The organism is Thiothrix sp. (genome assembly GCF_028714775.1).
Lineage (GTDB): Bacteria > Pseudomonadota > Gammaproteobacteria > Thiotrichales > Thiotrichaceae > Thiothrix.
Genome location: NZ_JAQTLS010000006.1, coordinates 44,465 through 67,604 on the forward strand (window position 1 = coordinate 44,465; position 23,140 = coordinate 67,604).

Annotated in this window: 19 protein-coding genes; 9 read left to right on the top strand and 10 right to left on the bottom strand. The window is 53.9% G+C overall.

What is annotated here, in order from left to right:
- The first annotated feature begins 40 nt into the window (after nucleotides 1-40).
- The 3 genes from PHE17_RS06630 to PHE17_RS06640 are packed head-to-tail and all read left to right on the top strand — an operon-like array spanning nucleotide 41 to nucleotide 4,525.
- A complete protein-coding gene (locus PHE17_RS06630) occupies nucleotides 41-2,557 on the top strand; it encodes a DNA translocase FtsK 4TM domain-containing protein (RefSeq protein WP_301015038.1) in 2,517 nt (838 codons plus the stop codon).
- A 17-nt stretch (nucleotides 2,558-2,574) separates the two neighbouring features.
- On the top strand, nucleotides 2,575-3,207 hold the full coding sequence (gene lolA, locus PHE17_RS06635) for an outer membrane lipoprotein chaperone LolA (RefSeq protein WP_301015039.1): 633 nt from the start codon (nucleotides 2,575-2,577) through the stop codon (nucleotides 3,205-3,207).
- Nucleotides 3,208-3,211: 4 nt separating this feature from the next.
- The gene (locus tag PHE17_RS06640) at nucleotides 3,212-4,525 is read left to right on the top strand and encodes a replication-associated recombination protein A (RefSeq protein ID WP_301015040.1); all 1,314 of its coding nucleotides are present in this window, start codon (nucleotides 3,212-3,214) and stop codon (nucleotides 4,523-4,525) included.
- Between the two features lie 27 nt (nucleotides 4,526-4,552).
- Here the strand turns inward: PHE17_RS06640 and PHE17_RS06645 are convergent, their stop codons facing one another.
- Nucleotides 4,553-4,891 carry a hypothetical protein gene (locus tag PHE17_RS06645; protein WP_301015041.1) on the bottom strand — a complete coding sequence of 113 codons (339 nt, stop codon included), beginning with the start codon at nucleotides 4,889-4,891 and terminating at the stop codon, nucleotides 4,553-4,555.
- Between the two features lie 236 nt (nucleotides 4,892-5,127).
- Entirely contained in the window at nucleotides 5,128-6,741 is a 1,614-nt protein-coding gene (pckA, locus tag PHE17_RS06650) for a phosphoenolpyruvate carboxykinase (ATP) (protein WP_301015042.1), read from the bottom strand.
- 229 nt (nucleotides 6,742-6,970) lie between these two features.
- Here pckA and PHE17_RS06655 point away from each other — a divergent pair, with 229 nt between their 5' ends.
- Nucleotides 6,971-8,254: a DEAD/DEAH box helicase gene (locus tag PHE17_RS06655; protein WP_301015043.1), complete on the top strand. Its 1,284-nt coding sequence runs from the start codon at nucleotides 6,971-6,973 to the stop codon at nucleotides 8,252-8,254.
- Here the strand turns inward: PHE17_RS06655 and creD are convergent.
- Together creD and PHE17_RS06665 are read right to left on the bottom strand one after the other, a co-directional pair.
- Entirely contained in the window at nucleotides 8,251-9,624 is a 1,374-nt protein-coding gene (creD, locus tag PHE17_RS06660; protein ID WP_301015044.1) for a cell envelope integrity protein CreD, read from the bottom strand. The genes PHE17_RS06655 and creD overlap by 4 nt on opposite strands.
- A gap of 84 nt (nucleotides 9,625-9,708) precedes the next feature.
- Nucleotides 9,709-10,236 (bottom strand): SCP2 sterol-binding domain-containing protein, encoded by a 528-nt coding sequence (locus PHE17_RS06665; RefSeq protein WP_301015045.1) that lies wholly within the window; start codon nucleotides 10,234-10,236, stop codon nucleotides 9,709-9,711.
- A gap of 175 nt (nucleotides 10,237-10,411) precedes the next feature.
- Here PHE17_RS06665 and PHE17_RS06670 point away from each other — a divergent pair, with 175 nt between their 5' ends.
- Nucleotides 10,412-11,992 (top strand): peptide ABC transporter substrate-binding protein, encoded by a 1,581-nt coding sequence (locus PHE17_RS06670; RefSeq protein WP_301015046.1) that lies wholly within the window; start codon nucleotides 10,412-10,414, stop codon nucleotides 11,990-11,992.
- A 9-nt stretch (nucleotides 11,993-12,001) separates the two neighbouring features.
- Here PHE17_RS06670 and PHE17_RS06675 read toward each other — a convergent pair whose 3' ends face one another.
- Entirely contained in the window at nucleotides 12,002-12,319 is a 318-nt protein-coding gene (locus PHE17_RS06675) for a metalloregulator ArsR/SmtB family transcription factor (protein WP_363320084.1), read from the bottom strand.
- Between the two features lie 130 nt (nucleotides 12,320-12,449).
- On the opposite strand from PHE17_RS06675, the gene oppB reads away from it, so the two are divergent.
- Both oppB and PHE17_RS06685 read left to right on the top strand, forming a co-directional pair.
- Entirely contained in the window at nucleotides 12,450-13,373 is a 924-nt protein-coding gene (gene oppB, locus PHE17_RS06680; RefSeq protein ID WP_301015047.1) for an oligopeptide ABC transporter permease OppB, read from the top strand.
- Entirely contained in the window at nucleotides 13,366-14,214 is an 849-nt protein-coding gene (locus PHE17_RS06685) for an ABC transporter permease subunit (RefSeq protein ID WP_301015048.1), read from the top strand. The genes oppB and PHE17_RS06685 overlap by 8 nt, the downstream gene beginning before the upstream one ends.
- A gap of 326 nt (nucleotides 14,215-14,540) precedes the next feature.
- Here the strand turns inward: PHE17_RS06685 and PHE17_RS06690 are convergent, their stop codons facing one another.
- Nucleotides 14,541-15,686 (bottom strand): RNA-binding domain-containing protein, encoded by a 1,146-nt coding sequence (locus PHE17_RS06690; protein WP_301015049.1) that lies wholly within the window; start codon nucleotides 15,684-15,686, stop codon nucleotides 14,541-14,543.
- Nucleotides 15,687-15,803: 117 nt separating this feature from the next.
- Nucleotides 15,804-17,522 carry a proline--tRNA ligase gene (locus PHE17_RS06695; RefSeq protein WP_301015050.1) on the bottom strand — a complete coding sequence of 573 codons (1,719 nt, stop codon included), beginning with the start codon at nucleotides 17,520-17,522 and terminating at the stop codon, nucleotides 15,804-15,806.
- A 235-nt stretch (nucleotides 17,523-17,757) separates the two neighbouring features.
- Between PHE17_RS06695 and PHE17_RS06700 the strand changes: the two genes are divergently transcribed.
- Together PHE17_RS06700 and tadA are read left to right on the top strand one after the other, a co-directional pair.
- Nucleotides 17,758-18,381, top strand: coding sequence for a hypothetical protein (locus tag PHE17_RS06700; protein WP_301015051.1), 624 nt, complete (start codon nucleotides 17,758-17,760; stop codon nucleotides 18,379-18,381).
- 38 nt (nucleotides 18,382-18,419) lie between these two features.
- On the top strand, nucleotides 18,420-18,911 hold the full coding sequence (gene tadA, locus PHE17_RS06705; protein ID WP_301015052.1) for a tRNA adenosine(34) deaminase TadA: 492 nt from the start codon (nucleotides 18,420-18,422) through the stop codon (nucleotides 18,909-18,911).
- Here the strand turns inward: tadA and PHE17_RS06710 are convergent.
- The 3 genes from PHE17_RS06710 to parE all read right to left on the bottom strand — a co-directional run bounded on the left by PHE17_RS06710 (nucleotide 18,891) and on the right by parE (nucleotide 23,036).
- Nucleotides 18,891-20,540 carry a hypothetical protein gene (locus tag PHE17_RS06710; RefSeq protein WP_301015053.1) on the bottom strand — a complete coding sequence of 550 codons (1,650 nt, stop codon included), beginning with the start codon at nucleotides 20,538-20,540 and terminating at the stop codon, nucleotides 18,891-18,893. The two genes, tadA and PHE17_RS06710, sit on opposite strands and share 21 nt — an antisense overlap.
- A gap of 145 nt (nucleotides 20,541-20,685) precedes the next feature.
- On the bottom strand, nucleotides 20,686-21,141 hold the full coding sequence (locus PHE17_RS06715) for an MEKHLA domain-containing protein (protein WP_301015054.1): 456 nt from the start codon (nucleotides 21,139-21,141) through the stop codon (nucleotides 20,686-20,688).
- Nucleotides 21,141-23,036 carry a DNA topoisomerase IV subunit B gene (gene parE / locus PHE17_RS06720; RefSeq protein ID WP_301015055.1) on the bottom strand — a complete coding sequence of 632 codons (1,896 nt, stop codon included), beginning with the start codon at nucleotides 23,034-23,036 and terminating at the stop codon, nucleotides 21,141-21,143. Before parE ends, PHE17_RS06715 begins: the two co-directional genes overlap by 1 nt.
- Nucleotides 23,037-23,140 lie beyond the last annotated feature (104 nt).

Sequence of the window (23,140 nt, forward strand, 5' to 3'; positions counted from 1 at the left end):
TTACGGTATAACCGTCACAAAACGAACAGGGATATTTGGTTTGGCTAACAAAGTTATTCTCAACCCGAAGAAGCGGCTCGCGGTGCAACAGGCATCGGTCATCATTTTTCTTGGGATTGCGTCAGTCATTATGCTGGCATTGTTGACTTACGACCCGCGCGATCCGGGGCCGTTCAACCTCAATAGTAATCCGGGTATGGTGTACAACTTGGCACGTGCGCCGGGAGCGTGGTTGGCAGATTTCCTGTTTGGCCTGATGGGGTATTTCGCTTACGGTTTGCCGATTGTGCTGGTGGTGATGGGGCTGGTGTCATTCCGCATTGGCCCTTACATGAAAAACCCTAACAATCCGGTGGGTGGGATCAACGATGTCATCAGTACCGTTGGTGCGGTGCTGTTGCTGCTGGCAGGCAGTGGCTTGGCGCATTTGCTGTTTGAAGGCCACGGCAACTACGGCGGTGGTGGCATGTTGGGCAAGGTGATTGGCAACTTGGTGGCAGGTTCATTCTTGGGGCTTTACGGGGCAGCGTTACTGTTGATGTCGCTGTTTCTGGGGGGCTTGACGCTGGTAACGGACATCTCTTGGCCGGTGGTGGCAGAGAAATTGGGCGATTACGTGCTGCTACTGTTTAACAAAGCGCAGGATGTGAAAAACCAACAGGCTGAAGCCAGTGCGAACGGCAAACCCGGCTTGCTGGGTAGCATTTCTGGTGTCGTGGGTTCCAGCAAGGATTACCTGAAAACAGGCAAGGAATCACTGGGGAAAGCCTCCAGTTGGGTGGAACGGGCTACGGGTGGTTTGAGCGGCAATCGGGGAACTGACCCGGTGCTGGACGGCGAAGGTGTTGACCTGACAGATTTACATGCTCCCGGTGGACGGCGCGAACCAGAATTGGGCGTGCCAGAATTCGCTGCTGCCGTCAGTAACGGCAAAGCCGCAGCCAAAGAAAAAAGTGCCGCTAAGAAAACCGCTGATGCCGATGAAGATGTGCTGCGCAATGTGGCAGATGACATTCCTGCCCTTGGCGGCAAAAACGGGATGTTGGTATTGCCGCGCCTGACTTTGCTGAACCCACCGCCCAGCGAACGTGTTACCCAGTCCAAAGAACGCCTGAATGAGCTTGCGGAAAAGCTGGTTGAAGCCCTTGGGCATTACGGTATCAAAGACGAAGCCAAAGGCTTGCCGAAAGTGGTCAGGACAGAACCCGGCCCCGTCATTACCCGCTTTGAATTGGAACTGCCCGAAGGCACGAAAGCCTCGAAGATTTCCGGTCTATCGTCTGATTTGGCACGCAATATGTGCATTTCTAGTGTGCGGGTGGTGGAAGTTATTCCGGGGCGTCCGACCATTGGGATCGAAGTGCCCAACGACCGCCGCGATGTGGTGACGATCAGTGAAATGCTGAGTGCGGCGGTTTACAAGAAAAACCTTTCACCGCTGACCTTGGCCTTGGGTAAAGATATTTCCGGGCAACCGATTGTGGCGGATTTGGCGCGGATGCCGCATTTGCTGGTGGCGGGGACGACGGGTTCAGGTAAATCCGTTTTCATCAATGCGGTGCTGATGAGCCTGTTGTACAAGGCCACGCCAGAAGAAGTGCGCATGATCATGATCGACCCCAAAATGCTGGAGTTGAGCAGCTACGAACATATTCCGCACTTGCTCGCGCCCGTGGTGACGGACATGAAACACGCAGCCAATGCCTTGCGCTGGTGTGTGGCGGAAATGGAACGGCGTTACCTGCTGATGTCCAAGCTCAAGGTGCGCAATATCGCAGGCTTCAACGAAAAAGTCCGCGAAGCACAGGATCGCGGCGAAGCGATCATGGATCCGCTGTTTGACCCGCTGACGGCGGTGGATGGGCATCCATTGCCGCTGAAAACCTTGCCTTACATCGTGGTGATCGTCGACGAATTCGCCGATATGATGATGGTCGTGGGCAAAAAAGTGGAAGAGCTGATTGCGCGGCTGGCACAAAAGGCGCGGGCATCCGGCATCCACTTGATCCTTGCAACCCAACGTCCTTCGGTGGATGTCATTACTGGCTTGATCAAGGCGAATATCCCCACGCGCATTGCGTTCCAAGTTTCCACCAAGATCGACTCTCGCACGATTTTGGATCAGGGCGGGGCGGAACAGTTGCTGGGTTACGGTGACATGCTCTACATGCCGCCGGGTACGTCGCTGCCATTGCGGGTACATGGCGCGTTGGTGACAGACCGTGAAGTTGAAGATGTCGCCAACTACCTCAAGCTGCAAGGGGAACCGGATTACATTGATGATGTCTTAGCTGATACAACGTCTCCATCGGATTCCATTCCGGGCTTGGAGCCGCTGGCGGAACGGGAAGGCGAATCAGACCCGCTGTTTGATGAAGCCGTTGCGGTTGTGACCGAATCCCGCCGTGCGTCTATTTCCTATCTGCAACGTCGCCTCAAGGTTGGTTACAACCGCGCCGCCCGCATGATAGAAGACATGGAAACCGCAGGTGTGGTAAGCCCCGTGCTGAGTAATGGTACTCGTGACGTGCTGGCTCCACCGCCTGTAAAGGATTAAATACATAGAGGTTTATGATGAAAAAAACATTTGCTAAAACATTGTTGGTTTTGTTGGTCGCTGGTTTGACTAACAGCGCATGGGCTGGGGGGCGCGAAAAGCTCAACGAATTTTTCACGCAAGTAGATACCATGCAATCCGCTTTCACCCAGCAGGTGGTGGATGACAAGGGCAAAGTACGCCAGTCTTCCAGTGGCAATGTGTTCCTGTCACGCCCCGGCAAGTTTCGTTGGGAATATGCCGCACCGGACAAACACCAAATTGTGGCAGATGGCAAAAACGTCTGGATTTACGACGTGGAGTTAGATCAAGTCACCGTCAAACCGATGAAACAGGCGCTTTCTTCTGCACCTGTCGGCATGTTGCTGCAAAAGCAGGCGGTGGATGCGCAGTTTTCCGTGCAAGACATGGAGGCGGATGGCAGCAAACTGGAGTGGTTCCGCCTGACCCCGCACAAGAAGGATTCCGATTTTACTACCATGGATTTGGGTATCAGCGATGTTGGTATCCAAGAAATGATCCTGAACGATAAGTTTGGGCAACAGACTTACATCAAGTTCCAAGGTTTAAGCACCAACGGCAATATTGACGCTTCACGCTTTAGTTTCACACCACCAGCCGGGGCGGATGTGATCGGCAAGCCATCCTGATCCAATGGGGCAACTTTTGACCCCGCTCGCTGAACGTATGCGCCCGGCAACGCTTGATGAGTATGCCGGGCAGCTTCACCTGCTCGCCGTTGGCAAACCGCTGCGGCGAGCGATTGAGGAATCCCGCCCGCATTCGATGCTATTCTGGGGGCCACCCGGAACTGGCAAAACCACGCTCGCCCGCTTGATCACCCATTACTGGAAGGCCGAATTCCTTACCCTTTCCGCCGTATTGGCAGGGGTAAAGGAAATCCGTGCAGCGGTCGATGTTGCCCGCCAGAACCGTGAGCAATTTGGGCGTACCACCGTGCTGTTCGTCGATGAAGTCCACCGTTTCAATAAGGTGCAGCAAGATGCTTTTCTGCCGCATATTGAAGATGGGACTTTGCTGTTCATTGGTGCGACTACCGAAAACCCTTCGTTTGAACTGAACAATGCGCTGCTGTCGCGGGTGCGTACTTACGTATTGCGTTCGCTGACTCCGGCTGACATCAAGCAGGTGCTGCAACGGGCTTTGCAGGATGCAGATAAAGGTCTGGGTGGCTTGCAGGTGCAAGTCAGTGAGGTGGTGCTGGATGCTTTGGCATCGGCTGCCGATGGTGATGCCCGTCGTGCACTCAACTGGCTGGAGCAAGCGGCTGACCTTGCCGAAGAAACCCCCACTGGTTTACAACTGACCGAAAGCACAGTAAAGGAAGTGCTGACCGAAAATGTGCGCCGTTTTGACAAGGGTGGCGACCTGTTTTACGAGCAGATTTCAGCCTTGCACAAATCGGTACGCGGCACTGACCCCGATGCGGCGCTCTACTGGTTGTGCCGGATGTTGGATGGCGGTTGCGACCCTTTGTACATTACCCGTCGGGTAGTACGCATGGCGACCGAAGACATTGGCAATGCCGACCCGCGCGGCCTGCAACTGGCGCTGAATGCGTGGGATACTTACGAGCGTTTGGGTAGCCCCGAAGGTGAGCTGGCGATTGCCCAAGCTGTGGTGTATTTGGCCTGCGCACCCAAAAGCAATGCGGTTTACACGGCGTACAAGTTGGCGAAGGCAGATGCGCAACAGTCTGGCTCACTGGATGTACCCATGCACTTACGCAATGCGCCCACGAAGCTGATGAAAGCGTTGGATTACGGCAAAGGCTACCGTTACGCGCATGATGAAAAGGGCGCGTATGCAGTGGGGGAAAACTACTTCCCGGAAGAACTGCGTGGCAGACGCTACTACGAACCCGTAGCTCGCGGGCTGGAAATCAAGATCAGGGATAAGCTGAATGAATTGAGGAAAGCTCCTCGCCAAAAAACAAGCCCGGACTAAGATTGCCGGGCCTTACCCATCGCCAGCTTATTTATCCATCGCGATGATAATGTTGACTTGCCCATTGTTGTTGACCGTGAACGTGCGGTCACGGGTAACATCCTGATAGCTTGCGACAGCTTTGTAAGTCCCCGGACTAAGCGGCAGGTTGAGGGAATGGGCATGGGTGGTCTTAATTGTACTGTTATTGTCCAACCTGAGTACTTTCCATTCAACTGGCGTAAAAGCCGGTGCATCTTTCAGCGTCGCCATCAGATTGACGCTTCCCTTTACAGGACTTTCTGCTGCTGGAACAGCGGAAGTAAAGAACAAACTAGCACCAATGCATGAAGCCAAAACCATCAAACGTATTGATTTGATAACCATACAACTCTCCTTGTGTCGTGACACTGCTGAGTTACGTTACATAAAAATCTTTCCTTACATTCATTATAGGTTAATCTTGCCTAAAAAATGCATTAATAGAAAAGTTTTATGAATATTGTCTGAATGGGGTGAGTTTTGGGAAAAAATCAGGGTGCTAGTGGCGAAAAAAAACCGTATCAGTAAAAAACCGATACGGCTTGAAAAAATGGCTTAATGACCAGATGCTGGCTTTCGTATTAGGAACGGCCTGCTAATGGCCCCGCAGCAAGGATTTCTTCCGCTACGCCAGCACTGTAAGCAGCAAAATTCTGGTGGAATGCTTTAGCTAGCTGGGTAGCCTTGCTTTCATAGGCCGCTTTGTCCGCCCAAGTGGAGGCAGGGTCAAGTACCGCCGCCGGTACATCAGGGCAGGAAGCAGGGATGTTCAGGCCGAATATCTGGTCAGTGCGCATTTCCACGTTATCCAATTCGCCATTCAAGGCAGCGTTGACCATGCGGCGGGTGTGGTGGATATTCATGCGTTTGCCCACGCCATAGCCGCCACCTGTCCAGCCGGTATTGACCAACCAGCAAGAAACGCCGTGTTGGTTGATTTTCTCGCCCAACAGCCCTGCGTAAACGGATGGATGCAGCGCCATGAATGGTGCGCCGAAGCAGGTGCTGAACGTGGCGCTCGGTTCGGTAACGCCTTTTTCAGTGCCCGCTACTTTGGCGGTGTAGCCAGAAATGAAGTGGTACATCGCCTGTTCGGTGGTCAGTTTGGAAATCGGTGGCAACACGCCGAAGGCATCACAGGTCAACATGATGATGTGTTTCGGGTGTCCGGCCTTACCGGGATACAGTGCGCCCGGAATTTGGGTAATGGGGTAACAGGCACGGGTGTTTTCCGTGATGCTGTTGTCGTCGAGGTTGAGGATGCGGGTGGCCTGATCCATTACCACGTTTTCCAGCACTGTACCAAAGGTGTGGGTGGTTTTGTAGATGAGTGGTTCCTGTTCATGCGAGAGGTTGATGACTTTCGCATAGCAGCCGCCTTCCAGATTGAAGACGCCATGATCGCTCCAGCCGTGTTCATCATCGCCGATCAGGGCGCGGCTAGGGTCGGCGGAAAGGGTGGTTTTACCCGTGCCGGAAAGCCCGAACAGGATGGCAACGTCACCTTCTGTACCGACATTGGCGGAAGCGTGCATGGACATGATCCCGCGTTGCGGCAACAGGTAGTTGAGCACGGAGAAAATGGATTTCTTGATCTCGCCCGCGTAATGCGTGCCGCCGATCAGTATCAGCCCGCGTGACAGGCTCAGCAGCACGAATGCGCCGGAATTTGTGCCGTGTTCATCCGGGTCAGCTTGCATGTCTGGCACGTGGACGACAGTGAATTTGGGTTCGGTAACGCCCAAAGTGCGGTTCAGGTCATCCGGGCGGATAAACATATTGCGGGCAAACAGTGCGTGCCATGCGTATTGGGTAATGATGCGCACTGGCAGTTCGTCAGCTTCATTCGCGCCTGCCAGCAAGTCTTGCACGAATACTTCCTTGCCTTCCAGAAACTTGATGGCATCGCCCAGAATGCGGTCAAAGTTGGCTTCAGTCATGCTTTTGTTGACTTTTCCCCACCATACTTTGTCGTGGCAGTCAGGTTCGTCAACGATGAATTTGTCGTTGGGGGCGCGTCCGGTAAACATGCCGGTATAGGCCACAAACACACCATCTGCACTGATTTTGCCCTCGCAACGGCTGAGTGCTTGCTCGTAGAGGACGGGGGATGATTGGTTCCAGTGGATATTTTGTAACTTGTCCAAACCCAGCGTACTTGCTAGGTGTTGTGCCAAGACGGTTGTTGTGCTCATTTTACGCCTCCGGTGGCGGATATGTGTCGACAATAGTGTGTGTATAGCAGAAGGAGGCGAAGAATGATAAGGCATATTGTCGACTTTTAGAAGAATGTTAGGCACTAAAATGCTTTAATTCAGGCGCATTATTGATAATGGTCTGGGTTTAAAGATTTTTGGCTAAAGTCCCAATAAATAATCATGGATTTTGTGCCGTCGAAACCCGTCAGTGTGATATTCTCGCACCATGGAAAATCTCTACTTAAGTCAAACACGCTTTGATGCGTTTCCCTTGGATGAACGTCTGCTGGCCTCGGTGCGGGAGACTGGTTTTGAGTATTGCTCACGGATTCAGGCCGAGGTTTTGCCGCTGGCATTGGCGGGGCAAGATGTGGCAGGCCAAGCACAAACAGGAACGGGCAAAACTGGCGCATTCCTGATTGCGGTCTTCCAACGTTTGTTGGATAACCCCTTGCCGAACCCGGAAGCAGGGACAGTGCGTTGCATGATCCTCGCGCCTACCCGCGAACTGGCGATCCAAATTGCCCGTGATGCTGAAAGCTTGGGTAAGCACACTGGTTTGCGCACGGTCTTGGTCTACGGTGGGGCAGGGTATGACAAGCAGCGCCGCCAGTTTGAAGAGCCTGTGGATATTCTGATCGGCACGCCGGGTCGGGTAATTGATTACTGGAAACAGCACGTCTTTACCCTCAAATACGTGCAGGCGATGGTGATGGATGAGGCAGACCGCATGTTCGACATGGGGTTCATTCAAGACGTGCGTTACTTGATGCGTAAGCTGCCGCCGCCGGATAAGCGTTTGAACATGCTATTCTCCGCCACGCTATCACATCGGGTGCTGGAACTGGCCTACGAGCACATGAACAACCCGCAAAAAGTACAGATCGAAGCCGAATCAGTACGTGCGGACAATATCACCGAGCATGTCTATTTTCCTGCGAATGAGGAAAAGATTCCGCTGCTGATTGGCCTGATGCGCAAGTTGACACCGTTCCGCGCGATTGTGTTCGTGAATACCAAGCACATTGCGGAAAAGATTGATGACTATTTACGCGGTAACGGGATTTCTTCCGACCTGATTTCCGGTGATGTGCGCCAGAATAAGCGCGAGCGTTTGCTGAAAGATTTCGAGGCAGGCAATTTCCAAGTGCTGATTGCCACCGACGTGGCGGCGCGGGGTTTGCACATCCCGGATGTGTCACACGTGTTCAATTTCGATTTGCCGCAAATGGCGGAAGATTATGTCCACCGTATCGGGCGTACAGCGCGGGCAGGGGCATCCGGTGAAGCGCACAGTTTCGCGTGCGAGGATACTGCCTTCTACTTGCCGGAAATCGAAGAGTACGTGGGTAAATCCATCCCGGTCAGCAAAATCACTGCTGATTTGCTGCCAACTGATTTGCGTCGCCCGCAACGTACCCAGCGCGAACGGGTAGAACATCACCGTGGTGATGGTCAGCACGCCCCACGCCGCGAAGGGAAACCCTCACGGCATCGGCGTCCCAGTTAATCCGCTTGTGGTAAGTGACGGGTAACGTACATCAGGGTTCCCGTCGCTAACAGCAACAGCCCGACTCCCACTAACAACGCGTAATCCTCCATCTGCAACAGCAGGTAAAGCAGGCCATACAGCGCGGATAGCAGCAAGAAAATGCCCAGCGTGCGCCATTTCTCGCGTAAGATTGCCCGCAGATACCCCGTAATCAGCAACACCGTAGTGCTTGCCGCCGCCAGATAGGCATACAAGAAGCCGATGTGTTCCGCCAATGCCAATAGGATCAGGTAGAACAGCGCCAATGCCACCCCGACCAGCCCGTATTGCAAGCTGTGGAAGCGCCGTTTCAGACTGATTTCAAAAGCAAAGAAAGCTAGGAAGGTCAAGCCGACGAACAAGATGGCATATTTAACGGCACGGGCAGTTTGCGTATACAAGGAAACAGGCTCGTACAGGCTTACTCCAGCGGTAAATTCATTCAGCTTGTAATCCTGTTTGTCCTCAACCACCCAGTGCTGCGGGTAATTACGCGCCAGATGGGGGATGTCCCACTCGGCATTAAAACCTTGATCGTTGATTTCACGCTTATCCGGCAACAACTCGCCTTGGAAACTGGGGTGCGTCCAGCTTGATGTCATCCGCGCTTTGGTGGTTTTCCCCAGTGGGGCGAAAAGCAAGCTGTCGCTGCCACGCAAGCTCATGGTCAATTTGAAATCGTGGCTAGTCGCGGTATTGTTGTTGGCGGGCAACGGTGCGTGGAAACCGGCAGGCAGCAAGGCAGGTATCCGTGTTCCCGGTTCCAGCCCGATACGCCCATCATCCAGCATGAAACCGGAAGCGGTATCAATGGCTTTGGTGTCGCTGACGCCGATCATGATAAAGGCTTTGTCCCACAGGATGCGGCGTTCGCCTTCGGCATTGCCCTGCAACAGTACCGCATGGTCAAACTTGCCCGTCAGGCTAAGGTTAGCGGTGTAAACCAGCGCGTCATAGATACCCCGTTGGCGGTGTTCTTCTTTGATGTCGGCGCGTATTTCCAGATTTTCCGGCAACAGGATCGCGGTACGGTCGTTGTAAATGTCTTTGCTGACGATACGGGATTCGCCGTCCTTGTCAGTTACGGTATCCACGCTGGTGAAGTGTTCGACATATGGCAATACCATGACCGGGCCAACGAGGGTTTGTTTGCCTCCCCACGTTGCGGCGATGTCCTGTAATACCTGTTGGTGGTAGCTGTTGCGCTCACGCACGATATTTTCCACCATGAATAAGGGGATCAACATCAACAGTACCAACAAGGCGATCACGACGGTGCGGAAGCCCAGCGACTGGTAAAGGCTAGTCAAGTAGCTGCGGCGGGAGGGGGGGGGGATTTGTTCTGACATGAAGATTATCCTGTTTCAATGCGCCTGAATATAGCACGAAACCGGGGTGAAAGAGGGCGTATGGCTACGCCCTCCGGTGCATCCTTACTTTTTGCACTCGCTTTTGTCGCCGGGAACTTTGCCTGTCAACTTCAGGAAGTTTTCAAACGGCGTCATGACCTTCATGGCTTCGACTTTTGGCCCTTTGAAGTTCAGCTTGCCGGACATCATTGCACCCATTGCCCCGCAGCCGAATTCGCCCTTGCCCATGCAAGTCCAGTCGGCATCGTTAGCGTGCATCAGGTAATCAACGCCGTAATCCATGGCTTTACCATCCGGTGCGCCGCCGTAGTTACAGATAGCTTTGCCATCTTGCTCAACAATATTGAGCTGGACTTTAGTAGTGTCGCCGCATTGGGTGCGGTACATTTGTACCAGCTTATAACTGCGACCTGCGTTATTTTTGACCCAAGAATAACCGTCAGCATCCATCAGACCTGCGGTTAGGGTGGCGTCGGCGTTCCATGCGGCGCAGGCTTGTTTTGCCCAAGCCGCGTCCATGAATTCGCCCGCTTGTACGTGGGTAGATGCCAGCAGTAACAGGCCGGATACGATTGCCGTGTGTTTGATCATGTAAAGCTCCTCCTCATTATATAATCATTGAAACTTCCAATAGTTAGCATTGGAAGTTGCCCAAAGGGTATAACAGATAAATCCATGCCAGAAAAGGGCTTGCGAATATTTTCTGGGAAAGCCTTGTGGCATAATGCCCGCACCGTATCCAACAATAAGCCCCGGAATCCACCCGATGTTAAGAAAAACACTCCGTTTGGCACTGCTGTCTTACTTGCTTTGCTCACCGCTGGCGTTGGCGGAAACTGTCCTGCACCGTGGCAATGGTGCGGAACCTGAAACACTCGACATCCACAAATCTTCCGGTGTCCCAGAGGCCAATATTCAGCGCGACCTGTTTGAAGGGCTGGTTACGGAAGGTGCAGATGGCAAACTCCAGCCCGGTGTGGCAGAAAAATGGGACATCAGTCCCGATGCCAAGACTTACACTTTTCACCTGCGCCCCGATGCCAAATGGTCGGATGGCGATGCCGTCAGTGCCGATGATTTCGTTTATGCATGGCGGCGTGCGCTCGCGCCGGAAACCGCATCGGATTACGCCTTCATCCTGTGGCCTATCGACGGTGCGGAAAGCTACAGTAAGGGGGCGCAGAAAGACCCCGCCAGCATCGGTGTGAAAGCGCTTGACCCGCAAACGCTGGAAGTCCATCTCAAAGTCCCGACCCCGTATTTCCTCGGCATGTTGATGCACCACATGGCTTACCCCGTGCCGAAAGCTGTGGTGGAAAAGTTTGGCAAAGATTGGACGAAGCCGGAAAACCTCGTCAGCAATGGCGCATACCGCCTGAGCGAATGGCAACCACAAGCGCAGATCAAGCTGGAAAAGAATCCCAATTACCGCCGCGCCAAGGAAGTTGGTGTCGACACGGTGTATTACATCCCCACCGAAGACAAAAACACTGAACTCAAGCGCTTCCGTGCTGGGGAGTTGGATGTTACCGACGACATCCCCACCGACCAAACGGGTTGGGTGAAAGAAAACCTGCCGGATGCTTTCCACAATTCGCCTTACATCGGCACGTATTACTATGCGCTCAATCTGGATAATGCTGCTTTCAAGGATGCGCCCAAGCTGCGCCGCGCCCTCAGCTTAGCGATTGACCGCGAGATATTGACCGAAAAGATTACCCAGTCCGGTGAAATTCCTGCCTACGGTTGGGTTCCGGCAGTCGAGGGCTATACCCAGCAGAGCATGGAAGAAAAAGCCTTGGATAAGGCTGCCCGCACGGCGCTTGCCAAACAGCTTTATGCCGAAAGCGGTTACAGCGCCGATAAGCCTTTGGAACTCGAAATCCTCTACAACACCAGTGACAACCACAAGAAGCTGGCAGTTGCGGTTGCGGCGATGTGGAAACAGGTTTTGGGGGTAACAACCAAGCTGCGCAATGAGGAGTGGAAGGTGTACCTCAGTTCCCGCAGCCAGAAACAGTTCCAAGTAATCCGTTCCGGTTGGATCGGCGACTACAATGACGCGCACACCTTCTTGAGCCTGTTCAAGTCAGATGTGGGTGAAATGAACCCGTCCAATTACAAAAATGCAGAATTCGACCGTTTGCTGCAAGAGGCGGAAAATCAGGCGGATGCGAAAAAGCGGGCAGAAGCGATGGAGCAGGCTGAACGTGTGCTGCTCGCCGACATGCCGATCATCCCGGTGTACCATTACACCACCCAACACTTGCTCAGCCCGGCAGTCACCGGGTGGATGGATAATGTGATGGATGTGCATCAGACGCAATATCTGGGCATCAAGCCTTGATGCGGCGGTTTAGCGGAGGGATGAGCAGGCTTGGAGGAGGCTGGCGCGGTTTTCAGAGATACGGTAGAACACGCGGTTGGAATCCTTGCGTGAATGCAGCAAGCCTTTTTCGCGCATGATGGTCAGGTGTTGGGAAACATTGCTTTGGCTAGTGCCGACGTGATCGACAATTTCTTGCACAGTCATCTCGTGCTTTTCCAATACGCACATGATTTTCAGGCGCAACGGGTGAGCGATGGCTTTGAGGGAGCGGCAGGCAGCTTCGATGTCTTCTTCTTGCACCGGCACACCATCCATTGTTAAATCGTAATCTTGATCGTGCATCATTTATCCCGTCCAGGTTATGTTTTCAAAGGTTCCTAGCAGGTACATGATTATTAGTATATTAGAATAAACTAAATAATATGCCATTTGGGATGGTTTGTCACCTGTAAATTTTACAAAGGTCGCGTTTTACATGCTGCGGTACATTGTCAGGCGCTTGTTGGGCGCATTACCTACCTTGCTGGTGATCATTACGCTAGCATTTTTCCTCATCCGCCTTGCACCCGGCGGGCCGTTTGACAGCGAACGTCCGGTTCCGGCAGAAATTGCCGCTAACCTTGAACGTGCCTATCACCTTGACCAGCCGTTGCCGGTGCAATACGGGTATTACTTGCTGAATGTGGTGCAGGGCGATTTCGGCCCTTCGTTCAAATACAAGGATCACAGTGTCAGCGAACTGATTGCGCAAGGCTTCCCGGTGTCGTTGCAATTGGGCGCATTTGCCATGCTGTTGGCCTTGCTGGTCGGGATTCCGGCGGGAATGCTCGCTGCCATGAACCAGAACCGTCCGCTGGATTACACAGTCATGGCGCTGGCAATGACGGGCATTACCATCCCCAATTTCGTCATGGCGCCGTTGTTGGCCTTGGTGTTTGGGGTGTTCCTGCACTGGTTGCCGGTCGCGGGTTGGCAAGAGGGCAGTTGGAAAGCGGTGGTGCTGCCAGTAATTGCGTTGGCTTTACCGCAGATTGCCTACGCCGCACGCATGATGCGGGCGAGTATGTTGGAAACGTTGGGCAGCCCGCATATCCGCACGGCCTTTGCCAAAGGCTTGCCGCTGCGGCTGGTGTTATGGCGGCATGTGCTGAAAGGCGCGTTGTTGCCGCTGATTTCGTGGTTGGGGCCTGCGACGGCGGCAATTGTTACCGGGTCGGTGGTGATTGAACAGATTTTCGGGATTCCGGGGATTGGGCGGCATTTCGTGCAAGGCGCATTGAACCGCGATTACACGCTGGTGATGGGCGTGGTGGTGTTTTACGGGGTACTGATCATTGCCATGAATTTACTGGTGGATGTGGTGTATGGGCTGGTTGATCCGAGGGTGCGCTATGAATAACCAAAGCCTATGGCAAAAAGCCTTACGCCGTCTGATGCGCAACCGCATGGCAATCGGCAGTGCGTTGGTATTACTGGCGATTGCGCTGCTGTGCGTGCTGGGGCCGATATTTAGCCCTCACCCTTACGACGAAATTTACTGGGATAACATGGGCACGCCGCCGGATAGTGCAGCGGGTTTTTACTTTGGTACGGATGCAAATGGACGCGACCTGTTAGTGCGCACGTTGGTCGGGGGGCGCATTTCGCTGATGGTGGGTTTGGCAGCGACGCTAGTCAGTCTGTTGATTGGGGTGCTGTATGGGGCAACGGCGGGTTATTTGGGGGGGCGCACCGATGCGCTGATGATGCGCTTTGTGGATGTGCTGTATGCGTTGCCGTTCATGTTTTTCGTGATTTTACTGATGGTGTATTTCGGGCGCAGTATTTTCCTGATCTTCGTGGCGATTGGTGCGGTGGAATGGCTGACAATGGCGCGGATTGTGCGTGGGCAAGCGTTATCGCTGAAAGGCGGGGCGTTCATTGAGGCGGCGCGGGTTAGCGGGGTAGGGCATTTCGGGATTATCCGCCGCCACATCGTGCCGAATACGTTGGGCGCGGTGATCGTGTATGCAACCTTGACCGTGCCGCAGGTGATCCTGTTTGAATCCTTCCTCAGTTTCTTGGGGCTGGGTGTGCAAGAGCCGCTTACCAGTTGGGGGGTATTGATCGCAGAAGGTGCGGCGCAGATGGAAACAGCGCCGTGGATGCTATTGTTCCCTGCCGGATTTTTGGCGGTGACATTGCTGTGCTTGAACTTTCTGGGGGATGGGCTGCGCGATGCGCTTGATCCGAAGAGCTGACGAGCTACTCGGGTTTCGCTGTGCGTCGTCAAAACCGTGAAAGCCAAAATAAACGTTGGTGGCATCGGTTTTTCTGGTCACAAAGTAAATTCTTGGCGAAACATGCCGTGCATAGAGCCGCACATCGTACACGGATTGCACAAAATACAGGAGAAGGGAATATTTCTTCTGGAACCAAGTGTGCTTACAAGCCGCTGCATATTGCGAGCTCCATTATGGCGAAGTGCCTGAAATATTGCTTAAAAGACCTATGGGGCGTAGCGTCTGGTCATTATCTTCCCTTGAAGCTAGGCAATGGTTGCGCAGTGTGTGATTGTAAGTGCGGGTTATAAAGGTAGCACTACCCGTAATTCCTCACCAAATTCATACACTTCCACAGCTTTTCCAATCTGCTGCATTTCGCGGAAAATCATTGGAAAACCACGCCCTAGCCGGTCGATGTAGCGCAAGTTATCCATAAATTTCAGCAGTATGGGATTGGAGGCGTAAGAAACGCCGGAGCGCAGTTTTTCCACTGTAACGGTATTGGGTAAACGCCCCGGACTGATGCATTCAATTCGGTCGTCATACATGAAAATGCGGATACGTGATCCGGTGATGGCGTAATTGCGGTGTACACAGGCATTCACCACCATTTCCCGCAGTACTTTATCCGGTGGAAGGTCAACCGTATCTTTGCGTTTAGTTCCTTCAATAACGGAAGGTTGCAGCAGGTTGTTCTTTATGACGGCGACTGCCGTATCCACTTGCTGAGGCAATGTGCCGATAATTTCCTGCCGGTCGATCAGTTCATCCGAAATCTCCTTGCCTTTGAAATGCGCAAACATAATTGCTGCTTGTGACAGGTAACGGGTCGGGTTAATACCAAACATCAGCAAACCACCCACTGTTGGTTCACCTGTTGTCGCTAACACATCAGTGTTAATGAGTAATTGCCGCCGCGCCTCTTCGCTTTCCTTAGAGAATTCAAAACCGTAACTGACAAAGAAGCGATCAAGTGCCGCCATATTCAAGTCGTTAAGGGAAGCGTTCGCAACAGGGATGGCATCGTAGTGGAAGACCCCGGACATTTGGAATAGACGCATCAGTTCAGACTGTGTGGCTAGTCGATTGGTCGAGCCGACCCTGATCAGGTATTTGTCACCTGTTTGATAAGGTTTATCTTTGCCTTTGGGAACGATAACGGCGCAAACTTGTTTGTCTGCTGACTGAGCGAATTCACAATGAACAGCGATGGCTGGTGTAACTAAAGTTCGGGCAATATTCATCACCCATTCTTCGAGCCGTTCCATATCATCGACTCCAGTAGGTGTGCCATCATCAGCAACACCTAGCAGCAGTGTTCCGCCTGCACCATTCGCAAATGCTACCATTTCCCGCGCTACAACTTCTGGGCGAACAGGTAGCGCTTTGAATTCAACAGCAACGTTTTCGCCTTGCTGGATGAGGGTTTGCAGTGCTTGCGGAGTCATGAATTAGCTCGCTGGTATTGGTCAATGTGCCGATTATAGCAGAGTGACCTACCCGACTGCGCTACATGACTCTTGTGTCCGTTTCAACCTGAATTGTCCATACAGGATTATTACGTGCTATTTGCCCATCAGACCTTGCACAAACGCCATGATCTCAGCAACTGGCACTTTCATCGCATCACCGCCGCTACGCGCTTTGTATTCCAATTCGCTTGTCTGTAAGCCACGTTCGGATACCACGATGCGGTGCGGAATACCCAGTAGTTCATGGTCGGCGAACATCGCGCCGGGGCGTAATACGCGGTCGTCCAGCAGTACGTCGATGTCAGCAGCTTGCAGTTGTGCGTAAAGCTCTTCGGCTTTGGCGGCAACGGCAGGGGATTTCTGCATATTCAACGGGGCAATCACCACGGTGAAGGGGGCAATCGCCGCAGGCCAGCGGATGCCGTATTCATCGTTGTTTTGCTCAATGGCAGCAGCGACCACACGGGAAACGCCGATACCATAGCAACCCATGGTCATGACTTGCGCCCGTCCGCTTTCGTCCAGCACGGTGGCATTCAGCGCTTCGGAATATTTTTTGCCCAATTGGAAGATATGCCCGACTTCAATGCCGCGCACGATAGACAGTGTGCCGCAACCATCGGGGCTAGGGTCGCCTTCTTGCACACTGCGCAGGTCAGCAACCGCAGGCAATGCTACGTCGCGTTCCCAGTTGACGCCGAACAGGTGTTTGCCGTCGACATTTGCGCCCGCGCTGAAGTCGGACATATTGGCAACGGTACGGTCAGCAATCACCGGGATGTTCAAACCGACTGGGCCGAGGGAGCCGGGGCCTGCGCCAATCAGGGTACGGATTTCGTCTTCGCGGGCGAAACGCAGTGGAGCAGCGACTTCGGGTAGCTTTTCCGCCTTGATTTCATTCAAGCTATGGTCGCCGCGCACCAGCAGGGCAATGAAATCAGCATCAACAGTGTCGGAGGCTTCAACGATCAAGGTTTTGACTGTCTTTTCAATTGGTTGGTTGAATTGCGTGACCAATTCTTCGATGGTTTTGGCGTTAGGGGTATCGACTTCGCGCATGGACTCGGTGGGGGCAGCGCGTTCGGCAATCAGGCAAACCGCTTCCGCCAACTCGATATTCGCCGCGTAATTGCTGCCGCTGGCAAAGGCAATTGCGTCTTCCCCAGAATCTGCCAATACGTGGAATTCGTGCGAAGCATTACCGCCAATCGAGCCGGTATCCGCTTGTACGGGGCGGAAATCCAAGCCCAACCGCTGGAAGATGCGCGAGTAAGCAGCAAACATGATGTCGTAGGTTTCCTGCAAGGATTCCTGCGTGAGGTGGAAGGAATAGGAGTCCTTCATCAAAAACTCACGCGCCCGCATCACGCCGAACCGTGGGCGTACTTCGTCACGGAATTTGGTTTGGATTTGGTAGAAATTGATCGGCAACTGCTTGTAGCTGCTCAATTCCTTGCGGGCGTAGTCGGTAATGATTTCTTCGTGGGTCGGGCCGTAACAAAACTCGCGCTGGTGGCGGTCTTTGATGCGTAACAGTTCCGCGCCGTATTTTTCCCAACGCCCGGATTCTTGCCACAGTTCCGCCGGTTGCACGGAAGGCATTAGCACTTCGATTGCGCCTGCGTTGTTCATTTCTTCGCGCACGATGGCTTCGACTTTGCGCAATACGCGCAGGCCATACGGCATCCACGTATACAGGCCGGAAGCGAGGCGGCGGATCATGCCAGCCCGCAGCATCAATTGGTGGCTGATAATTTCTGCGTCTGCGGGTGTTTCACGCAGGGTGGTCAGGGGGAAACGGGATACTCGCATTGTGCTTTTCTATATCGGCTATGGCAAAGGCAGGATTATAGGATTCACGGTCGCTTTAAGAAACCCCTGCGTCAGTAAAATGCCCCAATAAGCCGCCCATAATGCCGCTGGTCTGGCAAGCAGGGTGTGGATAAGCGCTTTTACTGCTATATAAGCTACACCCCTGTGTCAGCGTAAAAGTGTGTCAATGAAATCCTTAGTGCTTTGCCTTTGCCTCCTGTTGAGTTGCAGCTTTTTGCAAGCGAATGAAGCCAGCGTTTTCCCCGTTACCCTCAAGGTCGATGGGACGTGCGCACAGCTATTGGGCAGCCTCGAAGGCAAGGCAACGGATGCGCCGGGAACCTTTTTGCTCTACCGCGCCCTGATTGACGGCAGGACAACCCGCTACAACCAAGCGCTGTTGGCTTCCAATCATGCGGAAATGTTGACCCCCAAAGATGCCAGCAATACCTTCATGATCAAGCAGGCGGTTGCCCGTTGCGCGGATAGCAAACACAAAAATGACTATGCCGCGCTGGTCAGTGAGGTGTTGGCGCAACGTTTGGCAAGTGTGTATCCCCGTGAGAAAATCGGCATCAAGCTCTCCGACACCTTGAAGCCGCAGTACCGCGAGAGGGTATTGCAGGATGCTGCCGTGGTCGGCATTGGGAGGAATAAGTGCGGAACCGTTGTCCAACGTACCCGTTCGCGCTTGGGGGAAGCAGTTTACAAGGCGTGGTTGGGGGCGTACCTGATGCCGAGCCAGCAAAACAAACATAGCGCTTCGGCAGATACTGCGGCTTTTTACCAACGAAGTCTGGACGTTTGCCGGGCAAAACCGGATATATCCTTTGCCGCAGCAGTGCTGGAAGTGCGTTGAAGCTGTGTCGCGTGGATTTTTATGGTAAAGCTTGAGCCATGAATGAAGAACACGATTTTTCCACCGATGAATACTGGATGCACCATGCGCTAAGCCTAGCCGACAAAGCCGCTGCCCAAGGCGAAGTGCCGGTCGGTGCAGTGATTGTGCGTAACGGGGAAATCCTCGGCGAAGGCTGGAACCAGCCAATTACCCTCCATGACCCTTCCGCCCATGCCGAAATGCTGGCGTTACGTGCTGCCGGAGTTGCTGCCAGTAATTATCGCCTGCCCGGAACCACGCTGTACGTAACGCTCGAACCCTGCCCGATGTGTGCCGGGGCGATGGTTCATGCACGGGTAGAGCGGGTGGTTTTTGGAGCATTTGATCCCAAGACTGGCGCGGCTGGGAGTATGTTTGACTTGTTGACGGATGAGCGCCATAACCACCGGCTAACTGTTACCGGCGGTGTGTTGGAAGAGGCGTGCGCGGAAAGCTTGAGGGCTTTTTTCCGCGCACGGCGTCAGGTTTCAGCGAAACCAGTTACGTAACAGACGTGTCAGCCAAGACGGGGCAGGTGCGGGCGTCGGTCTAGGTGTTGGAGCCGGGGTCGATGTGGGCGTAGGCGTTGGAACTGGGGTTGGTGTCGGCACGGGTGTAGGCGTTGGAACTGGGGTTGGTGTCGGCACGGGCGTCGGAGTAGGTGTTACCGTTACCGCACTGGCATTGGAAAACTTGATCAAGTTCTCAACGATAGCAGCCAGTGGTGCACCTTGGTTGCTGGCAGCCGATTTCGCCGCTACCCGCCATGCTGCTGGCACTGCGTCGCCCTGTTTCCACGTCCCGCTTGCTTGTGCTTCGTACTTGGTTTGGGCTTTTGCACCTTTCCCCGGTGTCCACAGGAAGTCGGGGTGTTTGTTTTGATACCATTCGCCGCCGATGATTTTCTGGCTTGCATCCAATTCAAGGTCGTAATAGTAATCGACCTGCTGGATGGCGTCGTGGCTAGGGTTATCTTCTTCGCGGTGGCTGGGGCGGGTTTCTACCACGTAGAACACGGTCATCTTGATACCGACCACGAACTTTGCCGCAGGGCTGCGGAAAGTGCGGAACTTATCGGCAGTGTAGCTCGCCATCGGGATGGTGGCTTCCGCCAGCGTGGCTTTGTAAATGCGGGTTTGTGGGTCGAAATAGCGGTAATTGTAGCCGTAAGTGGGCTGGTTCCAAACTTCGTAGTCGAAGGTAACGTCCATCACCATACCGCGCCGCGATACACCGATTTGGTTCACAATAGCCAGATGCCACGTACCGGGGTTGGTGTCGAAACATTGCCCTGAGGTCACGCGCCCAGTTGCTGTGTCAGTGGCAGGGTCTTTATCGTTGCAACGCCCACCGATGAAACGGGTGCTGCTGGCAGCATTAGCCCACAGCAGCGATGAGAGTGCCTTGATGTCCGAAGGGTAAAAGGTAATCGGCACATTGCTGGGGGTTTTCAGGATAACAGCTTTGGTGGGGCGGGGGAGCATATAAGCACCGGGAGCCCAACCGTGGCAGATACCCATCCATGTTTCTACCGAACCGTTGGAGTCGTAATAGCCTTTGCCTTCTGCCCAGCAATGGCGGGTCAAACTTTCACTGGTATCGCCGACCAGCGCGTCATATTTTTCTGAAGGCGACAGGTTGTTGATGCGTGCAATGCTGCCGCTGTTGAGGATGGTGGCAGTCGGGTTGGCGCGGATGTAATCCTGATTTTTCTTCCAATCCCCGTCAGACGGAAAACTGGGGTCAGCGTAACGTGCGCCGAGTATCCCTTTGTAAATGCCCCAATAGTCGTCCGACCACGGGGATTCATCCAATTTGGACTGCATTAGCCCAGCCGCTTCCATTTCATCCAGTTTTTGGTACTTGAACGTATCAACCAGATTTTCGGCCTTATCATTGGCCTCAATAGGCGCACGGGTAGCGATTTCCCCCGCAGGGTGCAGGATGTGTGCACGCTGGCTGTCGCGGGCTTCGATATAACCCTTGTTAGCAATGAGTTTTGCCGAAAAGAGCGTGGAACCTTTGATTTCATTGCCCGCTGCATCTTTCTTGGGCGGCTGGCGGTTCATGAAGGCGATGGTATCGCTGGCGAATGCCGCGAGTTCTTCGTTGATTTGCTTCTCTACATCATTGGACATGCGGACAACTCCTTGGCGATCCGGGGGGAACCCCCGCAATCTTTTGGTTTTTGGTTGGGTGATTATGTGCTTGAGTATAGCTGCTATGCGCTAATCCGCGATGAAAAGTGCCGATTTGTGGATGAAGCAGGAAAGATAGGGATTTTTACGCCAGATATTGCCAGTTGTCGAAGTACGCCGCTTGCCCGCAGTAATTGCCTTGCGTATTCCGCAAATTCCAGACAATCGCGTTTTGGATCATGAAGCGGCGGCCTGTGCTGGAAATACGTACTCCCGCGTAATGGTCGATGTAACCCTGCCGGTTGACGGTTTGCAGCAGGTGTTCGCGTTCCTCCCGCGCCAATGGTTCGGCGGAATAACGCGAGGGCAGGTGGGTTAGGGCTTCCCAATCCATTTCAAACAGTTCCAACGCTTTTTTATTGCCGTAGGTGAAAACCGGGTCGGCAGCGGTGTTGTGCGACAGCAGCACGAAGGGGGCTTGGTCGAGGGCAAGTGCCGTGCTTTCACCTTGCCATGCCAGACCGCCCAGCTCACGCCCGAGGTAGTGGCGGAAGCTGGTGTGCAACAGGCGCAGGTGTTGGGTGAGGGCAGCCGTATCCATCAGATGCTCGCCAGATTGCCTTTGGTTTCTAGCCACTGCTTGCGGTCGCCTGCGCGTTTCTTTGCCAGCAACATATCCATGACCGTATCGGCGGCATCGCTGTCGTCAATGCTGAGTTTCACTAAACGGCGGGTGTCGGGGGAAATGGTGGTTTCGCGCAGTTGCAATGGGTTCATTTCACCCAAGCCTTTGAAACGAGTGACGGCAACCGTGCCGCGTTTTTTTTCAGCCGCGATAATGTCGAGGCGTGCCTGTTTTTCGGCTTCATCCAGCGCGTAATAGACTTCCTTGCCAATGTCGATGCGGTACAGTGGTGGCATCGCTACGAAGACATGCCCAGCTTTAACTAAGGGGCGGAAGTGTTTGACAAATAAGGCACAAAGCAGCGTAGCAATGTGCGCCCCGTCCGAATCCGCGTCGGCGAGGATGCAGATTTTTCCATAGCGCAATTGGCTTAAATCGACATTGCCCGGTTCCACACCAATGGCGACGGAAATGTCGTGGACTTCCTGCGAACCCAATACTTGTTCGGAATCAACTTCCCACGTATTCAGGATTTTGCCGCGCAAGGGCATGATGGCTTGGAATTCACGGTCACGGGCTTGTTTCGCCGAGCCGCCTGCGGAATCACCTTCGACCAGAAACAGTTCGGTGCGGGTGGTATCTTGCGAAGAACAATCCGCCAGCTTGCCGGGCAGAGCGGGGCCTGCGGTGACGCGCTTGCGGATGACTTTCTTGCTAGCTTTTTGGCGTTTAGTGGCGTTGTTGATCGCCAGTTGCGCGAGTTGTTCGCCGATGCCTGTGTGCTGGTTGAGGTAAAGGCTGAAAGCGTCCTTGATGACTCCGCTGACAAAGCTCGCGGCTTCGCGGGAAGACAGGCGTTCCTTGATTTGCCCGGCGAATTGCGGGTCTTGCATCTTGAACGACAGCACGAATGCAATGTTTTCCCACACGTCATCGGGAGTCAGCTTGAGGCCACGCGGGAGCAGGTTACGGAATTCGCAGTATTCGCGCAGTGCATCGGTGACGCCAGTGCGCAGGCCGTTGACGTGTGTGCCACCCTGTACGGTGGGGATCAGGTTGACGTAGCTTTCCTGCACGCTTTCTCCGCCTTCCGGTAGCCATAGCAGCGCCCAGTCGAGTGCTTCACGCGGGGCGGAAAGTGAGCCGGTGAATGGGTCTTCGGGCAGGGTGATGTATTCGCTGACCGCTGTCCGCAGGTAATCCCGCAGGCCGTTTTCGTAATACCATTCGGTCGTTTCGGGTTCGGTGGTCGAAGCGTCGGTGAAACGGATACGCAGGCCAGGACACAGCACGGCTTTTGCCCGCAGGTTGTGTTTGAGGCGGGCAACGGAGAATTTTACCGTGTCGAAATATTTGGCGTCAGGCCAGAAATGCACGGTCGTCCCGGTTTCGCGCTTGCCGACTTTGCCGATGATTTCCAGTTCGCTGGCTTTGTTGCCGTCGGCGAAGGTCATACGGTAAAGCTGGGCGTTGCGTTTGATGGTCACTTCCAGTTTACGTGAGAGGGCGTTGACCACGGAGACACCGACGCCGTGTAAGCCGCCGGAAAATTGGTAATTCTGGTCGGAAAACTTACCGCCTGCGTGTAGCGTGCAGAGGATGACCTCAATGCCGGGTTTGCCTTGTTCGGGGTGGATGTCGACTGGCATCCCGCGCCCATTGTCGGAAACGGAAACGGAGCCGTCGAGGTACAGAGTTACGTCGATTTGGTTGGCGTGTCCGGCGAGCGCTTCGTCCACACTGTTGTCGATCACTTCTTGCGCCAAATGGTTGGGGCGCGTGGTGTCGGTGTACATGCCGGGGCGCTTGCGCACGGGGTCAAGCCCGGTCAGAACTTCGATGGCAGAGGCGTTGTAGGTGTTGTTGGTCATTGTGCTTTGTTGTTAGCTAGGGTTAGGGAGCGGCTATGCATCTCGCCGGGCTTTCAGGATACGACCATGATAAGGCGGGAAGTCTGCCACGTCCCGCCAGTGTT

What these genes read in the sequence shown, in the direction of transcription:
- lolA (WP_301015039.1), top strand. Translation starts at nt 2,575, where the DNA reads ATGAAAAAAACATTTGCTAAAACATTGTTGGTTTTGTTGGTCGCTGGT.
- PHE17_RS06640 (WP_301015040.1), top strand. Translation starts at nt 3,212, where the DNA reads ATGGGGCAACTTTTGACCCCGCTCGCTGAACGTATGCGCCCGGCAACG.
- PHE17_RS06645 (WP_301015041.1), bottom strand. Translation starts at nt 4,891, where the DNA reads ATGGTTATCAAATCAATACGTTTGATGGTTTTGGCTTCATGCATTGGT.
- pckA (WP_301015042.1), bottom strand. Translation starts at nt 6,741, where the DNA reads ATGAGCACAACAACCGTCTTGGCACAACACCTAGCAAGTACGCTGGGT.
- PHE17_RS06655 (WP_301015043.1), top strand. Translation starts at nt 6,971, where the DNA reads ATGGAAAATCTCTACTTAAGTCAAACACGCTTTGATGCGTTTCCCTTG.
- creD (WP_301015044.1), bottom strand. Translation starts at nt 9,624, where the DNA reads ATGTCAGAACAAATCCCCCCCCCCTCCCGCCGCAGCTACTTGACTAGC.
- PHE17_RS06665 (WP_301015045.1), bottom strand. Translation starts at nt 10,236, where the DNA reads ATGATCAAACACACGGCAATCGTATCCGGCCTGTTACTGCTGGCATCT.
- PHE17_RS06670 (WP_301015046.1), top strand. Translation starts at nt 10,412, where the DNA reads ATGTTAAGAAAAACACTCCGTTTGGCACTGCTGTCTTACTTGCTTTGC.
- PHE17_RS06675 (WP_363320084.1), bottom strand. Translation starts at nt 12,319, where the DNA reads ATGATGCACGATCAAGATTACGATTTAACAATGGATGGTGTGCCGGTG.
- oppB (WP_301015047.1), top strand. Translation starts at nt 12,450, where the DNA reads ATGCTGCGGTACATTGTCAGGCGCTTGTTGGGCGCATTACCTACCTTG.
- PHE17_RS06685 (WP_301015048.1), top strand. Translation starts at nt 13,366, where the DNA reads ATGAATAACCAAAGCCTATGGCAAAAAGCCTTACGCCGTCTGATGCGC.
- PHE17_RS06690 (WP_301015049.1), bottom strand. Translation starts at nt 15,686, where the DNA reads ATGACTCCGCAAGCACTGCAAACCCTCATCCAGCAAGGCGAAAACGTT.
- PHE17_RS06695 (WP_301015050.1), bottom strand. Translation starts at nt 17,522, where the DNA reads ATGCGAGTATCCCGTTTCCCCCTGACCACCCTGCGTGAAACACCCGCA.
- tadA (WP_301015052.1), top strand. Translation starts at nt 18,420, where the DNA reads ATGAATGAAGAACACGATTTTTCCACCGATGAATACTGGATGCACCAT.
- PHE17_RS06710 (WP_301015053.1), bottom strand. Translation starts at nt 20,540, where the DNA reads ATGTCCAATGATGTAGAGAAGCAAATCAACGAAGAACTCGCGGCATTC.
- PHE17_RS06715 (WP_301015054.1), bottom strand. Translation starts at nt 21,141, where the DNA reads ATGGATACGGCTGCCCTCACCCAACACCTGCGCCTGTTGCACACCAGC.
- parE (WP_301015055.1), bottom strand. Translation starts at nt 23,036, where the DNA reads ATGACCAACAACACCTACAACGCCTCTGCCATCGAAGTTCTGACCGGG.